Origin of the sequence: Streptomyces himalayensis subsp. himalayensis (genome assembly GCF_013778455.1) — a bacterium.
Classification (GTDB): domain Bacteria; phylum Actinomycetota; class Actinomycetes; order Streptomycetales; family Streptomycetaceae; genus Streptomyces; species Streptomyces himalayensis.
This window is the reverse complement of sequence record NZ_JACEHE010000008.1, coordinates 62,352-76,149: the sequence shown is the minus strand read 5'-3', so window position 1 is coordinate 76,149 and position 13,798 is coordinate 62,352. Positions and strand designations below refer to the sequence as shown.

General features: G+C 71.4%; 13 protein-coding genes. 5 read left to right on the top strand and 8 right to left on the bottom strand.

Features of this window, described 5'->3' with window-relative positions:
* Nucleotides 1-46: 46 nt before the first annotated feature.
* Nucleotides 47-1,237 carry a thiolase C-terminal domain-containing protein gene (locus tag H1D24_RS15305; protein WP_181658105.1) on the bottom strand — a complete coding sequence of 397 codons (1,191 nt, stop codon included), beginning with the start codon at nt 1,235-1,237 and terminating at the stop codon, nt 47-49.
* 297 nt (nt 1,238-1,534) lie between these two features.
* Here H1D24_RS15305 and H1D24_RS15300 point away from each other — a divergent pair, with 297 nt between their 5' ends.
* Nucleotides 1,535-2,767 (top strand): acyl-CoA dehydrogenase family protein, encoded by a 1,233-nt coding sequence (locus H1D24_RS15300; RefSeq protein WP_181658104.1) that lies wholly within the window; start codon nt 1,535-1,537, stop codon nt 2,765-2,767.
* Nucleotides 2,767-3,255, top strand: coding sequence for a nitroreductase/quinone reductase family protein (locus tag H1D24_RS15295; protein WP_181658103.1), 489 nt, complete (start codon nt 2,767-2,769; stop codon nt 3,253-3,255). The genes H1D24_RS15300 and H1D24_RS15295 overlap by 1 nt, the downstream gene beginning before the upstream one ends.
* 278 nt (nt 3,256-3,533) lie before the next feature.
* Here H1D24_RS15295 and H1D24_RS15290 read toward each other — a convergent pair whose 3' ends face one another.
* Complete coding sequence (locus H1D24_RS15290; RefSeq protein WP_181658102.1) at nt 3,534-4,181, bottom strand: TetR family transcriptional regulator; 648 nt, start codon at nt 4,179-4,181, stop codon at nt 3,534-3,536.
* A 322-nt stretch (nt 4,182-4,503) separates the two neighbouring features.
* On the opposite strand from H1D24_RS15290, the gene kbpA reads away from it, so the two are divergent.
* Nucleotides 4,504-5,283: an AfsK-binding protein KbpA gene (gene kbpA, locus H1D24_RS15285; protein WP_181658101.1), complete on the top strand. Its 780-nt coding sequence runs from the start codon at nt 4,504-4,506 to the stop codon at nt 5,281-5,283.
* 190 nt (nt 5,284-5,473) lie between these two features.
* On the top strand, nt 5,474-7,858 hold the full coding sequence (gene afsK, locus H1D24_RS15280) for a protein serine/threonine kinase AfsK (RefSeq protein WP_181658100.1): 2,385 nt from the start codon (nt 5,474-5,476) through the stop codon (nt 7,856-7,858).
* 196 nt (nt 7,859-8,054) lie between these two features.
* Here the strand turns inward: afsK and H1D24_RS15275 are convergent, their stop codons facing one another.
* The 4 genes from H1D24_RS15275 to H1D24_RS15260 form a co-directional block, all read right to left on the bottom strand.
* On the bottom strand, nt 8,055-8,615 hold the full coding sequence (locus H1D24_RS15275) for a hypothetical protein (protein ID WP_181658099.1): 561 nt from the start codon (nt 8,613-8,615) through the stop codon (nt 8,055-8,057).
* A gap of 224 nt (nt 8,616-8,839) precedes the next feature.
* Complete coding sequence (locus H1D24_RS15270) at nt 8,840-9,688, bottom strand: enoyl-CoA hydratase/isomerase family protein (RefSeq protein WP_181658098.1); 849 nt, start codon at nt 9,686-9,688, stop codon at nt 8,840-8,842.
* Nucleotides 9,685-10,140 (bottom strand): Zn-ribbon domain-containing OB-fold protein, encoded by a 456-nt coding sequence (locus H1D24_RS15265; RefSeq protein ID WP_181658097.1) that lies wholly within the window; start codon nt 10,138-10,140, stop codon nt 9,685-9,687. The genes H1D24_RS15270 and H1D24_RS15265 overlap by 4 nt, the downstream gene beginning before the upstream one ends.
* A gap of 1 nt (nt 10,141) precedes the next feature.
* Nucleotides 10,142-11,293, bottom strand: a complete 1,152-nt coding sequence (locus H1D24_RS15260; RefSeq protein WP_181658096.1) for a lipid-transfer protein — start codon at nt 11,291-11,293, stop codon at nt 10,142-10,144.
* A 103-nt stretch (nt 11,294-11,396) separates the two neighbouring features.
* On the opposite strand from H1D24_RS15260, the gene H1D24_RS15255 reads away from it, so the two are divergent.
* Nucleotides 11,397-13,010, top strand: a complete 1,614-nt coding sequence (locus tag H1D24_RS15255; RefSeq protein ID WP_181658095.1) for a FadD3 family acyl-CoA ligase — start codon at nt 11,397-11,399, stop codon at nt 13,008-13,010.
* 35 nt (nt 13,011-13,045) lie between these two features.
* Here H1D24_RS15255 and H1D24_RS15250 read toward each other — a convergent pair whose 3' ends face one another.
* Complete coding sequence (locus H1D24_RS15250; protein ID WP_181658094.1) at nt 13,046-13,459, bottom strand: type II toxin-antitoxin system VapC family toxin; 414 nt, start codon at nt 13,457-13,459, stop codon at nt 13,046-13,048.
* Nucleotides 13,459-13,779 (bottom strand): type II toxin-antitoxin system Phd/YefM family antitoxin, encoded by a 321-nt coding sequence (locus H1D24_RS15245; RefSeq protein ID WP_181658093.1) that lies wholly within the window; start codon nt 13,777-13,779, stop codon nt 13,459-13,461. Before H1D24_RS15245 ends, H1D24_RS15250 begins: the two co-directional genes overlap by 1 nt.
* Between the last annotated feature and the right edge of the window lie 19 nt (nt 13,780-13,798).

Genomic DNA, 13,798 nt, shown 5'->3' with positions numbered 1-13,798 from the left:
CGGAGTCCCCGGGAGCCCGTCACCCCGAGCAGCCCTCGGCCCGCGCTCACCCCCGCCCCAGCACCACCGTCCCCGACGAGCAGAACCACCCTCCCGTACCGGACGCCACCGCGAGCTGCGGCAGGCGGCCGCCCGGCCTGCGCACCTGCCGCTCATCCGCATCGCCACGCAGCTGCCGCACGGCCTCGACCAGCAGGAACAGCCCGCGCATCCCCGGGTGCTGGGCCGACAGCCCGCCGCCATCCGTGTTCACCGGCAGGTCGCCCGTCAGCGTCAGGCGGCCCTTCTCGACGAACGAACCGCCCTCGCCCTTCGCGCAGAAGCCGAGGTCCTCCAGCGTCACGAGTGTCATGTACGTGAAGGCGTCATAGATCTCGGCCACGTCGACCTCGTCCGGCCGCACGCCCGCGCGCTCGAAGGCCAGCCGTCCGCTGACCGCCGCCGGGGAGACCGTGAAGTCCGGCCACTCCGACATGGTGGTGTGCGAGACGTGCTCGCCGGTGCCGAGAACCCAGACAGGGGCGGTGCGGCAGTCCCGTACGTAGTCCTCGGCGGCCAGCAGCACGGCCGCCCCGCCGTCGGAGCGTATGCAGCAGTGCAGCTTCGTGAACGGGTCCGCGATCACCGGGCCGGAGAGGACGTCGTCGACCGTGATCGGGTCGCGGAACATCGCGTCGGGGTTGTGCGCGGCATTGGCGCGCGCCTGTACGGCCACCGAGGCGAGCTGCTCGAGCGTCGTGCCGTACTCGTGCATATGGCGGCGCGCGGCCATCGCGTACTTCGAGATCAGCGTGTGCCCGTAGGGCACCTCGAACTGGAGGGGGCCGCGCGCGCCGAAGGACAGGTTGGAGGTGCGGCGGCCCGCCTTGATGTCGGCGCGGGCCGTCGAGCCGTAGACGAGCAGCACGGCGTTCGCGTGCCCGGCCGCGATGGCGTCCGCCGCATGGGCCGCCATGACCTCCCAGGTGGAGCCGCCGACCGAGGTCGAGTCGACCCAGGTGGGCCTGAGGCCCAGGTACTCGGCCACCTCGGCCGGCGCGAGAGTGCCGAGCCCCGCGGAAGCGAAGCCGTCGACGACCTCGCGGCCGAGCCCGGAGTCGGCGAGGGCGCGGCGGGCGGCCTGGGCGTGGAGGGCGTAGGGGGTGGTCTCGTCGACGCGGCCGCAGTCCGAGAGGGCTATGCCGACGACGGCCACCTTGCGGGTCCCGGCTGCGCCGGAGGTCGATGAACCTGGCATGAATCTGACGGTACATCAGATCGGGCGGGCGACGGGAGGGGAAGTGGTGCGGCGTGCGTCATCCTGCCCATGCGATCCCGCCCAAGTGATCCCGGCCAAGCGATCCCGGCCAAGTGATCCCGACCAAGCGGACCCTGCCAAGCGATCCCGCCCCTGTGCTTCTGTGCACTCGAGCCCTAACATGACGCACCGTCAGATTAGCTGTGCTGGACACAGGGATCTTCACCTGGACACGTGGACAGCTGCTCAGATCCGATCGGGTTCGGTACGGATCCGGCCCGGGGAGGAGCCCCGCCGATGGATGCCACCTTCACCGCCGAGCAGGACGAGATCCGCCGCACCCTGCGAGAACTCCTGCTTAAACGCTGCGGTCCGGACGAGGTGAAATCGGCAACGCGGACCGCCGCCGGCTACGACACCGCCCTGTGGACCGCGCTCTCCGAGCAGGTCGGCCTCCCCGGGTTCGCCATCGCCGAGGCCTACGGAGGCGTGGGCTGCTCAGTCAAAGAACTCGCCCTTGCCTGTGAGGAGTCGGGCCGGGCCCTGGCGCCGTCCCCGCTGCTGGCCACCGCCGTCCTGGCGGCGCCTCTCCTCATGGCCCTCGGCACGGAGCGGCAGCGTGCGGAACTGCTGCCCCGCATCGCCTCGGGCGCGCTCACCGCGACCCTCGCGGTCCCCGGTGCGGGGCTCGCCACGGCACTCGGGCTGACCGGGGACAACCGCGGCGACTGGGCCGGCGGCGGCCGCGCGGGCGGCGTGCAGGCGCGGCGGGCGGACGGGGGCTGGCGGCTGTACGGGCAGGCCGAGCAGGTGCTGGACGGCCACAGCGCCGGACTCCTCCTGGCGGCCGCCCACACCGGTGGCTTCGCCCGCTCGCGCACGCTCCTCTTCCTCGTGCGGGAGGGGACGGCGGGGCTCGGGCGCACCCGGCAGACGTCGCTGGACGAGACCCGCCCGCAGGCGCGTGTCGAACTGCGCGACGTCGAAGCGGAGTTGCTCGGAGAGGCCGGACGGGAGAGTGGCGCCGAGGGCGCCGAGGGCGAGGCCGACGTGGCGGCTGCCCTGACCGCCGTCGGGGAGACGGCCGCCGCGGTGATCGCCGCGGAGGCGGTGGGGGCGGCCGACCGGGTGCTCGAGCGGACCGTCGAGTACGTACGGCAGCGCGAGCAGTTCGGGCGCCCGGTCGGCTCCTTCCAGGCGGTCAAGCACCGGCTGGCCGACATGTACGTACAGGTGCAGGCGGCGCGCTCCGCCGCGTACTACGCGGCCTGGGCCGCGGCAGCGGTCGGCGGTCAGGGCGGCGAGGAGCGGGCCGTGGGGAGCCTGGCCCTGGCGCAGGCCCTCGAGGCGCTGCGCTCCACCGCATCCGAGGCCGTGCAACTGCATGGCGGCATCGGTTTCACAGGGGAGCATGACGCGCACCTGTACTTCAAGCGCGCCTCGAGCGACGAACTGCTCTTCGGCCCGGTGCACCGCCTTCGGGCCCATGCCGCGGAACGGTCGGGACTCTTCGAGGAGGCCGGCATCTGATGTCTCCTGCAATCTCGGGCACGCCCGCGCTGCGCCTCGTGCAGAAGGTCTCCAGCTCCCGCGCCTTCATGAAGCTGGCACCGCACTTCCTCCCCGCGGTGGACCTCGCCGTGCACCGGCTGACCCGTGGAAAGGTGCAGCTCAGCGCGCAGGCGCTGCCGGGCCTCGTCCTCACGGCGCGCGGAGCCAAGAGCGGTCTGCCCCGGCGTACGCCCCTCGCCTGCATGCCGGAGGCGTCAGGTGACTGGATCGTGATCGGCTCCAATTACGGCCGGCCGGACCACCCGCTGTGGACCGTGAACCTGCTCGCCCACCCGGACGCCGAGATCAACTGGAGGGGGCGGGACATCCCGGTGACGGCGCGGCTGCTGGAGGGGGAGGAGCGGGCGCGGGTGTGGGAGGAGGCGCTCGGGTTCTGGCCGCCGTACGGGCTGTACCAGGCACGGGTCGAGCGGGAGATTCGCGTTTTCCGGCTGACGCCTCGATGACAGTGCCGCGGGGCGCTCGCCGCTGACGGTCGTGCGGAACGCCTGCCCACAGACGGGCAGACCCGGCCTCCGCCATCGCACAGACGGGCAGACCGGGCCTCCGCCATCGCACAGACGGGCAGACCCGGCCTCCGCCATCGCACCGACGGGCAGACTGGGCCGCGGTGAGGAACGCCACCCAGTCCGCCGCCGCCGTCTCCCATCTCCCCGCAACGCAACAGGCGGCAGATCACCTGGGTGAGCTGCCGCCTGCCTGACAGGACTTCGGTTGCCCGGGGCTACCGGGTCGGCTTCCTTCCGGTGATGCCCAGATGCACCAACAGGGCCAGGTTGGGCTTCAGTTCGGCCTGCTTGACACCCCAGGACTGGAAGCCCTTCTGGTGCCCGGCGACCGCGGCGAGCATGGCGACCAGGGAACCCGCGATCGCCGCGGGGCTCACCTCCTTGTCGACCTTGCCCTTGGCCTGGAGCTCCTTGACCGTCTCGGTAAGTGAATTGTTGACGGAGTTGAGAATCTTCATCCGGATCTTGTAAAAGCGCTTGTCGCCCTCGGCTGCGCCCAGATCGACGACCCGGAGGATCGCGTCGTTCTTGCGCCAGAAGTCGAGAAAGCCGTCGACCAGGTCCTGTGCCGTCTGCCAGCCCGCCTTGCCGACCCAGGACCGGCCGGCGAGGAGCTCGGTCAACCCGGCGCCCTCCGCGGCCATTTGCTCGGCGATCTCGAGGACCGCCCCTTCCACGTCCGGAAAATACTGATAGAAGGTCGCGGGCGAGGTCCCCGCCTTCCGGGCCACATCGATGACTTTGACGTCCCGATAGGGCGACGAGCTGAGCATTTCACTGAGGCACTCGAGCAGCTTCTGACGCGTCGCCTGCCCGCGCCTTCCGGCCACACGGCCGTCAACGGTACGTACTTGTCCTGTCATGCCGTCAGCTTACCGAGGGGTGATCGGAGCGCGATTCGGCCGACTGCAAATGGGGTTGGCGGCCTCCGTGAGCGTGTGTCACCCACGTCTCGTGCGTCACAGGATGTTCACGTACGGGCGGTTATGCACAAGTGTTATCAACAGCCTGTGGACATGATCGGTGGATGAGAAATTGACCAAGTGTTCGAATCAAGGGCCTGCGGGCGCCGTGAGCGGCCGTTAGCTTATGTGTGACGGACGCCACACGTGGGTGTGGGCGGGTGCCACAGGGCGGACACCGAAACCAGAGGGACCACAGAGAAAAGAGGGGCAGGGCAGGCTCATGGGCGAGAGAACCTTCGCGGAAGGCGTTCCGTGCTGGGTGGACGCGATGCTCCCCGACGTCGAAGCGGGCAAGCGCTTCTACGGCGAGATCTTCGGCTGGACCTTCGACGAGGGCGCGGGCGCGGAGTACGGCTACTACACGCAGGCGTACAGCGACGGAAAGAACGTGGCGGCCCTCGCGCCCAAGCAGGACGGCCGGATGCCCACCGTCTGGACCGTCTATTTCGCCACCCCCGACGCGGTCTCGCTCTCCGGCCGCATCCGGGACGCCGGCGGGCAGCTGGTCGTGGAGCCCATGCCCGTCGGGCCCTTCGGCACCATGGCGCTCGCGGCCGACCCCGAAGGCGCCGTCTTCGGGCTCTGGCAGGGCGGCACCCACACCGGCTTCGAGAAGCAGCAGGAGCCGGGGTCCTTCTGCTGGACCGAGGTGTACTCGCGCGACAAGACGGTCGTCGACCCCTTCTACGAGAGCGTCTTCGGCTACGGCGGATACGACCTGGAGGACGCCGGGGTCGATTTCCGCACCTGGTCGCCCGCCGGCGCGAAGCCGGGACCGGACACCGCGATCGGCGGCAGGAGCGTGATGTCCGGCGCCTTCCCCGTCGAGATGCCCTCCCATTTCCTCATCTACTTCAACGTCGCCGACTGCGACGCGACAGCCGATGCGGTGGTCCGGCTGGGCGGCCGCGTTCAGGCACCACCCTTCGACATCCCGTACGGCCGCATCGCGGTTCTCATGGACGACCAGGGCGCGTCGTTCGCGGTGCTGCAGGACTGAACCCGGTCACCCGGGGCGGCGGCGGGGAAGTAAGGGATACGTTTTGCCCTGAGACACCCCGAAGCGGCCCCGGGTTCGCAACCGGTGCCCAAGACAGGAAGAATCGGGGTGCGCGGCGCCGTGGCGATCCGGGGTGAGACGCTGCGCAGTGGCTGCTGCGGCGCAGCGGCGTACGGGGAGGTGGCAGGAAGTGGTGGATCAGCTGACGCAGCACGATCCGAGGCGGATCGGGCCGTTCGAGGTGCTGGGCCGGCTGGGTGCCGGAGGCATGGGGCTGGTCTATCTCGCGCGGTCGGCCTCGGGCCGGCGTGTGGCGATCAAGACCGTCAGGACCGAGCTCGCAGAGGACCAGCTGTTCCGCGTCCGCTTCACGCGCGAGGTGGAGGCGGCCCGTGCCGTGTCCGGCTTCTACACGGCCGCGGTCGTGGACGCCGACCCGCGCGCCGCGGTGCCCTGGCTCGCCACCGCGTACGTTCCCGCCCCCTCGCTCGAGGAGATAGTGAACGAGCACGGGCCGCTGCCGGTCCAGGCGGTGCGCTGGCTGGCGGCCGGTGTCGCCGAGGCGCTGGAGTCCATCCACGGCGCCGGCCTGGTCCACCGCGACCTCAAGCCGTCGAACGTGCTCGTGGTCGAGGACGGGCCGCGCGTGATCGACTTCGGTATCGCATCCGGGGTCTCCAACACCCGCCTGACCATGACGAACGTCGCCGTCGGCACCCCCGCGTACATGTCGCCCGAGCAGGCCAAGGACTCCCGCAGCGTGACGGGCGCGAGCGATGTGTTCTCGCTCGGCTCGACCCTCGTCTTCGCCGCCACCGGGCACGCGCCCTTTCACGGCGCGAACCCCGTCGAGACGGTGTTCATGCTGCTGCGCGAGGGCCCCGACCTCGAAGGGCTGCCGGACGAACTCCGTCCGCTCATCGAATCCTGTATGCAGATGGAGGCGACCGCCCGCCCCACCCCCGCCGACCTCCAGGCCCAGCTCGCACCGCATCTGTTCGGGCCGGGCTCCGACGACAGCGGTACGGCGTCCGCGTGGCTGCCCGAACGTGCCGTGGCGCTGATCGAGGCCCGGCGGGGCGGCCGCCCGCCCGTCAGGAGCAGCGGCTCCGGGCGCAGCGGCGGACGGGGTGCCGCCCCCGCCGTACCCCCGCGACCCGAGCTCCCCCCGGCGCCCGAGCAGCACCTGGGGCCCGCGCCCGTGGGCGACGGCGGCGGCCGGCAGGGCGGCCCCGCCCCGGACGCCGGACCCGTACGCCTTCCCGGCGCCCAGGTGCCCATCGGGCCCGGACCCCGCGTGGCCGACGCCCGCGCAGCCGCCGTCAAGGCCGCTCCCGTCGCCGGGGGCCTCGCCGCCTCCTGGTCACGGGCCGGCGCCGCGGTCAACGGCGCTCCCGCGGTGCCCGCGCCCACCACCGCACCACCCGTGCCCGAGCCCGAGGCGGGAGCTGCCTGGCGCCCCTGGCGGTTCCGGATGTCCAACGAGGTGTGGGGGACGCCCGTCGTCGCCGGAGACCTCGTGTATGTCACGTCGTTCGAGGTCCACGCGCTGGACGTCGGCACGGGCCGGCGCCGGTTCAAGACGCGGGACGTCGCCTGGTCGCTGGCGGTGGCCGACGGGCGTATCCACGCCTCGGACGGGCCCACGCTCCTCGCGCTCGACGCCCGCGAGGGCTCCGACCTGTGGCGGCTGACCGTCAACGGCTGGGTCTACTCGCTGAAGGCCGACCGCGGCACCGTGATCACCGCAACGCGCGGCGGCGGCGTCCAGGCCTGGGACGCGGGGAACGGCGACAAGCTCTGGGAGATCACCGGCGCCCAGAGCGACTTCGAGACCCCGGAGGCCGGGCCCGTCGTGCACGACGGGACGGTGTACGTGTGGCAGAACGCGCGGCTGCGCGCGCTCGAGGCACGCACCGGCGACGAACGCTGGTCGTACCCGATCGGCGACGCCGCGTCCTGCGGCGGCGTGCCGGTACGACTGACGCCGGCGCCCGACGGCCATGTGTACATCTCCGCGGGCACCCGGGTGCTCGCGGTCGACGTGGCGAGCGGCCACGTCCGCTGGCACTTCGAGGCGCCCGCGGTCTTCCTGAGCCCGCCCGCGTACGTACCCGGTCCCGCGGTCACCGGCGGCGGCGTCTACCTGGCCGACTACCTCGGCACGGTGTACGCCCTGGACGCGACGGACGGCCGCGACCGCTGGCGCATCGCCACCGAGTCCCGGTCCTCCGTGGACCCCGTCCTGGTCGCGGACGGCCATGTCCATGTGGGCAGCGGCAAGGGCCTGTACACGCTGGACGCGGTGACCGGCACCCCGAAGTGGCGTTTCCAGGCGGGCGGTGACGTGGTCGGCGCGCCCGCCGTCGCCGATGGCCGTATCCACTTCGGCTCGACGGACCATCTGCTGTACACCCTCAAGGCGGACGACGGCCGCCTGCGCTGGAAGCTCGCGACGGGCGGCGAGATCACCGGGTCGCCGGTCGTGGAGGACGGGGTCGTGTACGCGTGCAGCAAGGACCGCTGCGTGTACGCGCTGGACGCGGAGAAGGGGACGGGGACGGCGCGGGGGTGACCCCGCGCCGTCCCCGGGACCCTGGGGCTGCGCCCCAGACCCCCTGATCGCCCTGACGGGCTCGTCCTCAAGCGCCGGACGGGCTGAGTTTTCAGCCCGTCCGGCGATTGAGGACCGGGGGTCCAGGGGGCTGGCCCCCTGGTTACGGGAAGGGGCGGGGTGGGGAGCGATGCTCGGACGGGTGCCCGCTGAGCGATCAGGTGTGGTCCGGCGGCCGCCGCCAGATCGGACGCGTCGGTTCGTCGTACGGCTGGTCCTCGCCGGCCCGGGAACCTTCGACCGTGGCCGTGGGCTCCGCCGCGGCCGGCGGTGTGGTCCGCCGCCTGCGGCTCCGGCGCCGCTTGCGCCCCGGCATCACCAGGGCCGCGAGCAGCAGCACCGCGCCGCCCCCGACCGCGCCCAGGAGACCCGTCTCAAGGCCGGGACCGTCACCGCCGACCGTCAGGCTGCCCTGGGCAAGCCCCAGCCGCACCATCCACAGCACGGCGAAGCCCAGGACGATCAGGCCCGCCAGGGCCACCAGACCGCGCGAGCGGAGCACGATCCCGACCAGCGTCACCACCGCGGCGGCAGCGAACGGCAGCACGAGCGAGCCGAACAACTCGGCCTTCGCGGCCGTGACACCGGTACCGGAGAACAGCTCCGCGAGGCGGTAGTCGCGCCCGAGACGGCCGTCGTACCAGACACGGAAGGGGCTCCAGACGGCGGCCGTCGCTCCTATGAGAGCGAGGACGGACCCGAGGACGTTGCGGACCATCGCAGGCCTCCCCAGCAGCTCTCGATCACGACGCTACGCCCCGTGCGCGAGCCGCGCCATACGGCAACATCCATACGGCAACATCCCAGCCCAGGACGCCCGGGACCATTGCGCGGGTACCCGCGAAGGCGTACGTGAACCGTCCGCCCACGCCTCGCCGACCCCGTGACGGCGCCGCGACGCCTATGCGGCGCCGGGGAAGTTCACGTACGTCCCGGCGCCGCTTAGCGGAAGCGGTGGCCGGAATCAGAACCGCCACCGCCACCGCCACCGCCACCGGCTCCGGCCCCGGCCCCGGCGCCGGAGCCGGCACCAGGCCCCGAGCGGCGGGCGGCGAACAGCTCCGCCTGCCGCTCGGGCGGCAGACTGCCGAGCGCGATGAGGTGCGGCGCCTGCGCGAACGCGTGGTCCCGCGCCGCCTCCTTCGCCGCCCACACGGCACGCACCGTTCCCTGCACGGCCTCGGTCGGATACGAGGCGATCACCCGGGCGCACTCGAGAGCGGCGTCCAACGCCTCACCGGGCGCAGTCACTTGCGAGACCAGCCCCGTCTCGTACGCCCGGCGCGCCGAGATCCGCTCGGCCGTGCCCATCAGCGCCATCCGCGCGACCTCCCCGATCGGCATCCGCTGCGCCATGAGGATCGGCTCGTACGCGCTGACCATGCCGTACGTCGTGTGCGGATCGAAGAACGTCGCCGTCGCGTCCGCGACCACGAACTCGGCCTCGCCGAGGAGATAGAAGGCGCCGCCGCAGGCCATGCCGTTGACGGCGCCGATGACGGGCTTCCAGAGGTCGTTCGCCTTCGGCCCGATGGTGAGGAGCGGATCGTCGGTCGAGTACGGCGAGGCGGGCTGCGGGACTTCGGTGGAGCGGTCGATCCCGGTGCAGAAGGCCTTGGTGCCGGCGCCGGTGATCACGAGCGCACGTACGGAGTCGTCGGACCGGAACTCCCGCCATGAGGCCGCCAGTTCCCCGGCCGTCTCGAGGTCGATGGCGTTGTGCCTGCTCGGACGGTCGAGGGTGACGACGGCCACCCCGGTGTCCTTGTGCACCTCGGTACGGACGGTCATAGCCGCTCCAGTACCCAGCGCGGCACCGCCACACCGCCGACGTACGCGAACACGACCTGTACCTTCGCGCCGATCCGCAGCCGCTCGGACGGGATGGAGTTCAGCGGGGCGTTCGGCCCGCTGACGAGATTGCCGGCCAGCCGTATGTGCGGGGCGTCGGCGAGCTCCACGAGGATCGCGTTGTACGGGGCCAGCTCGGCGTAGGCCGGAAGCAGCGGCGGATGCGGGAGCACGTACGACCAGATTCGCCCCCGCCCGCTCATCCTGCGCCACTCGCTGTCGAACGACTGGCAGTGCGGGCAGCAGGGGCGGGGCGGGAAGCGCAGCGCGCCGCAGTCGGGGCGGGCGCACGCCTGGATGCGGAGCTCGCCGCGCGAGGCGTACTCCCAGAAGGGGGCGCCGTCGTCGTCGATGACGGGCGAGAGCAGGGTGTCGGTGTCGGACCGGGCCATCTCAACTCCTCAGCAGCAGAGCCGACGTGGGGACTCCCTCGCCCGCCGTGACCAGGCAGGTGGAGGCGTCCGGGACCTGGGCGGTGCTCGTGCCGCGCAGCTGTTTGACGCCTTCGTTGATGAGGTTGAAGCCGTGGACGTAGGCCTCGCTCAGCCCGCCACCGCCGGTGTTGATCGGCAGCTGCCCTCCGATCTCCAGTGCCCCGCCTTCCGTGAATGCGCCGCCTTCACCGCGGCCGCAGAAGCCGTAGCCCTCGAGGGAGAGCGGGATGAGAGGGGTGAACGCGTCGTAGATCTGTGCGACGTCGACGTCCTCCGGCCCGAAGTCGGCCTGTTTCCAGAGGTGTCGCGCGGCGGTCCACGCGGGCCCGGAGAGGGGGTCGTCGTTCCAGTAGTTGACCATGCCGTGGTGCTGGGACGGCAGGCCCTGGGCGACCGAATGGACGTACACCGCCTTCCGGCGGCAGTCGCGGGCGCGCTCGGCGGAGACGATGACGCAGGCCAGCGCGCCGTCGGTCTCCAGGCAGTTGTCGAAGAGGCAGAGGGGTTCGCTGATCCAGCGGGCGGTCATGTACATCTCGCGGGTCAGCGGGCGCTCGTACATGATCGCCGCGGGGTTCTGGTTCGCCCGGTTGCGGCAGGCCAGGGCGACGTTGAAGAGGTGGTCGCGGGTCGCCCCGTACTCGTGCATATAGCGGCGGGCGAGCATCGCGATCTCGTCGGCAGGACGGAGGAGCCCGAAGGGCCGGGTCCACTGGGCGGGGGTCGGCAGCTGGACGGCGGTGTTCTTCCACGGCCGGGGCCCGGACCCCCGTTTCCGCGACCGCCAGGCCACACCGACACTGGCCTGCCCGGTGGCGACGGCGGCGGCGAGATGCGCGACGGTGGCGCAGGAGCCGCCGCCCCCGTACCCGACCTTGCTGAAGAAGGTGACGTCGCCGGCCCCGATCGCCTTGGCGATCTCGACCTCGTCGGTCTCCTCCATCGTGTAGGAGGCGAAGGCGTCGACCTCGGAAGGCGCTATTCCGGCATCGTCGAGAGCGGCGAGGACGGCGCGGCAGGCGAGGGTCTTCTCCGATTCGGGGAGTCGTTTCGCGAAGGGGGTCTGGCCTATCCCGACTATCGCCGTAGCGTCCTTGAGACTCGCCGCCACCTGCCACCTCCACCGTGGGGCCACCAGTGCTGACAGGCCGTCAGAGTACAGCTAATCTGACGGACAGTCAGCTACTGCTTTTCGGTCTTGTGGGAGGCGTGCGATGCGCGGGGATCTGGAGTGGGGGAGCATCCCGGGGCTCGTACGGGCGGCGGCCGAGCGGTACGGGGACGGGGAGGCCGTCGTCGACGGCCGCACCCGGGTCTCGTACGCGGAACTGGGCGAGCGCGTGGAACGGGCGGCCGGGGCATGCATCGCGAACGGGGTGCGGGCGGGGGACCGGGTGGCGGTGTGGGCCCCGAACACCCTGGACTGGATCGTCTCGGCGCTGGGGGCGGTGACGGCGGGGGCGGTGCTCGTACCGCTGAACACGCGCTTCAAGGGCGCCGAGGCGGCGTACGTACTGGAACGGACCCGCGCGAAGCTGCTGTTCGTGACGGGGACTTTCCTAGGGGCGTCGTATGTGGCGTCGCTGCGGAGGGCGGCGGGCGAGGGGGGTGAGGGGACCGCGGGTCCGCTGCCTGGCCTGCCGTACCTGGAGCAGGTGGTGGTGCTGTCGGACGACGCTCCGGCGGACTTCCGTACGTGGAAGGACTTCCTGGCGGACGGGGAGGGGGTGACCGATGCCGAGGTCCGTGCGCGGGCGAATGGGATCACGGGCGGGTGTGCGTCGGACATCATCTTCACGTCGGGCACGACGGGCCGCCCCAAGGGCGCGGTGATCACGCACGCCCAGACGCTCCGCGGCTACGAGGTGTGGAGCGACCTGGCGGGCCTGCGCGAGGGCGACCGCTATCTGATCGTGAACCCCTTCTTCCACACTTTTGGCTACAAGGCCGGGATCGTGGCCTGCCTGATGCGGGGCGCGACGATGGTCCCGCAGTCGGTGTTCAACGTGGACACGGTGCTGGCGAACATCGCGGCGGAACGCATCTCGGTGCTGCCGGGCCCGCCGACCCTGCACCAGTCGCTTCTGGACCACCCGTCCCGGGACGCGTACGACCTCTCGGCCCTGCGGCTGGTGGTGACGGGCGCGGCGGTGGTGCCGCTGCAGTTGGTGGAGCGGCTGAGGGGTGAACTGCACGTCGACACGGTGCTCACGGCGTACGGCCTGTCGGAGGCGAGCGGCATCGTGACGATGTGCCGGCGGGGGGACGCGGCGGAGGCGATCGCGTCGACGTCGGGCCGGGCGATCCCCGGCACGGAGGTACGGGTGGTGGGGCCGGCGGGCGATCCGCTGTCCCCGGGCACCCCCGGCGAGGTCCTGGTCCGCGGCTTCAACGTCATGCAGGGCTACTTCGAGGACCCGGAGTCCACGGCCGCGGTACTGACGCCGGACGGCTGGCTGCACACGGGCGACGTGGGCGTACTGGACACCGCCGGGAACCTGCGCATCACGGACCGCATCAAGGACATGTTCATCGTCGGCGGCTTCAACGCGTACCCGGCGGAGATAGAGCAGTTGCTCGGCCTGCATCCCGACGTGGCGGACGTCGCGGTCATCGGCGTCCCGGACGCCCGGCTGGGCGAGGTCGGCAAGGCGTATGTGGTGCGGCGGCCGGGGGCTGTGGTGACCGCGGACGACCTGATCGCCTGGTCGCGCCGGGAGATGGCGAACTACAAGGTGCCGAGGTCGGTGGAGTTCGTGGGGGAGCTGCCGCGGAACGCCAGCGGGAAGGTGGTCAAGGGGGAGTTGCGGGCGGGATGGAACAGGTGATCGGCCACTCATGGCTTCGCTGAGACCGGCGGAGATCACTCAGGGCTTGGGCTCTTGACCGGCAGGCCCAATGATTCTGCGGATTCGACGAGTCGTTTGTCGTAGGCGACGAACGCGATGAGCGCGCGACCCAGCCCGCTCGCCGCCGCGAGGTGCAGCGCGTCGAGAGAGCGGAGGCGTGTGCCTGGGCACAACAACCCGGCTCGGTCGAAGAGGTTGGCTGGTATGCGGATCAGTGCGCTCTCCTCGAGCCAGTCCTCGGCTTCCGCGACGATCTCAGAGGCCGCGTTGGCGGCGTGCAGCGCCCGACGTACTTCGGTACGGGTGAGATCGCAGGTCAACACGGTGGCCGAGCCTTCGGTGGACAGCCACGCCTTCAGAGCCGACGTCTCATGCTCCTGTTTGAACAGCTTGAGTGCCGCGGACGTGTCGAGATAGATGAAACGCATCAGCGGTCGGAGTCCTCGTCTCGCAGCTCGGTCAGCGTCTGGCTGAGCGGTGTCTCTCCGGGAGCCGATGGCGCGGTCCTGATCCGTGCGGTCTGGGCGGCGGTGCGCGCGCGTGAGAGCTCCGTGAGGTCGATCAGCCCGTCGGAGACGGCTTGGTTGATCGCCTCCTCGGCGGGGTCCGGGGGGATTATCCGGGCGACCGTCCGACCATGACGGGTGACGCTGATGGTCTCGCCGTGCTCGAGCCGCTTGAGAACGGCGGCGGCGTTGCGTTGCAAGTCGCGCACGGTGATCTTGATGTCGTCCTCATGGGCTTCCATGTCGCACATTTTAAGGTCG

Excerpts from the sequence above, each read along its gene's own strand:
- H1D24_RS15305 (WP_181658105.1), bottom strand. The coding sequence starts at position 1,237 with ATGCCAGGTTCATCGACCTCCGGCGCAGCCGGGACCCGCAAGGTGGCC.
- H1D24_RS15300 (WP_181658104.1), top strand. The coding sequence starts at position 1,535 with ATGGATGCCACCTTCACCGCCGAGCAGGACGAGATCCGCCGCACCCTG.
- H1D24_RS15295 (WP_181658103.1), top strand. The coding sequence starts at position 2,767 with ATGTCTCCTGCAATCTCGGGCACGCCCGCGCTGCGCCTCGTGCAGAAG.
- H1D24_RS15290 (WP_181658102.1), bottom strand. The coding sequence starts at position 4,181 with ATGACAGGACAAGTACGTACCGTTGACGGCCGTGTGGCCGGAAGGCGC.
- kbpA (WP_181658101.1), top strand. The coding sequence starts at position 4,504 with ATGGGCGAGAGAACCTTCGCGGAAGGCGTTCCGTGCTGGGTGGACGCG.
- H1D24_RS15275 (WP_181658099.1), bottom strand. The coding sequence starts at position 8,615 with ATGGTCCGCAACGTCCTCGGGTCCGTCCTCGCTCTCATAGGAGCGACG.
- H1D24_RS15270 (WP_181658098.1), bottom strand. The coding sequence starts at position 9,688 with ATGACCGTCCGTACCGAGGTGCACAAGGACACCGGGGTGGCCGTCGTC.
- H1D24_RS15265 (WP_181658097.1), bottom strand. The coding sequence starts at position 10,140 with ATGGCCCGGTCCGACACCGACACCCTGCTCTCGCCCGTCATCGACGAC.
- H1D24_RS15255 (WP_181658095.1), top strand. The coding sequence starts at position 11,397 with ATGCGCGGGGATCTGGAGTGGGGGAGCATCCCGGGGCTCGTACGGGCG.
- H1D24_RS15250 (WP_181658094.1), bottom strand. The coding sequence starts at position 13,459 with ATGCGTTTCATCTATCTCGACACGTCCGCGGCACTCAAGCTGTTCAAA.
- H1D24_RS15245 (WP_181658093.1), bottom strand. The coding sequence starts at position 13,779 with ATGGAAGCCCATGAGGACGACATCAAGATCACCGTGCGCGACTTGCAA.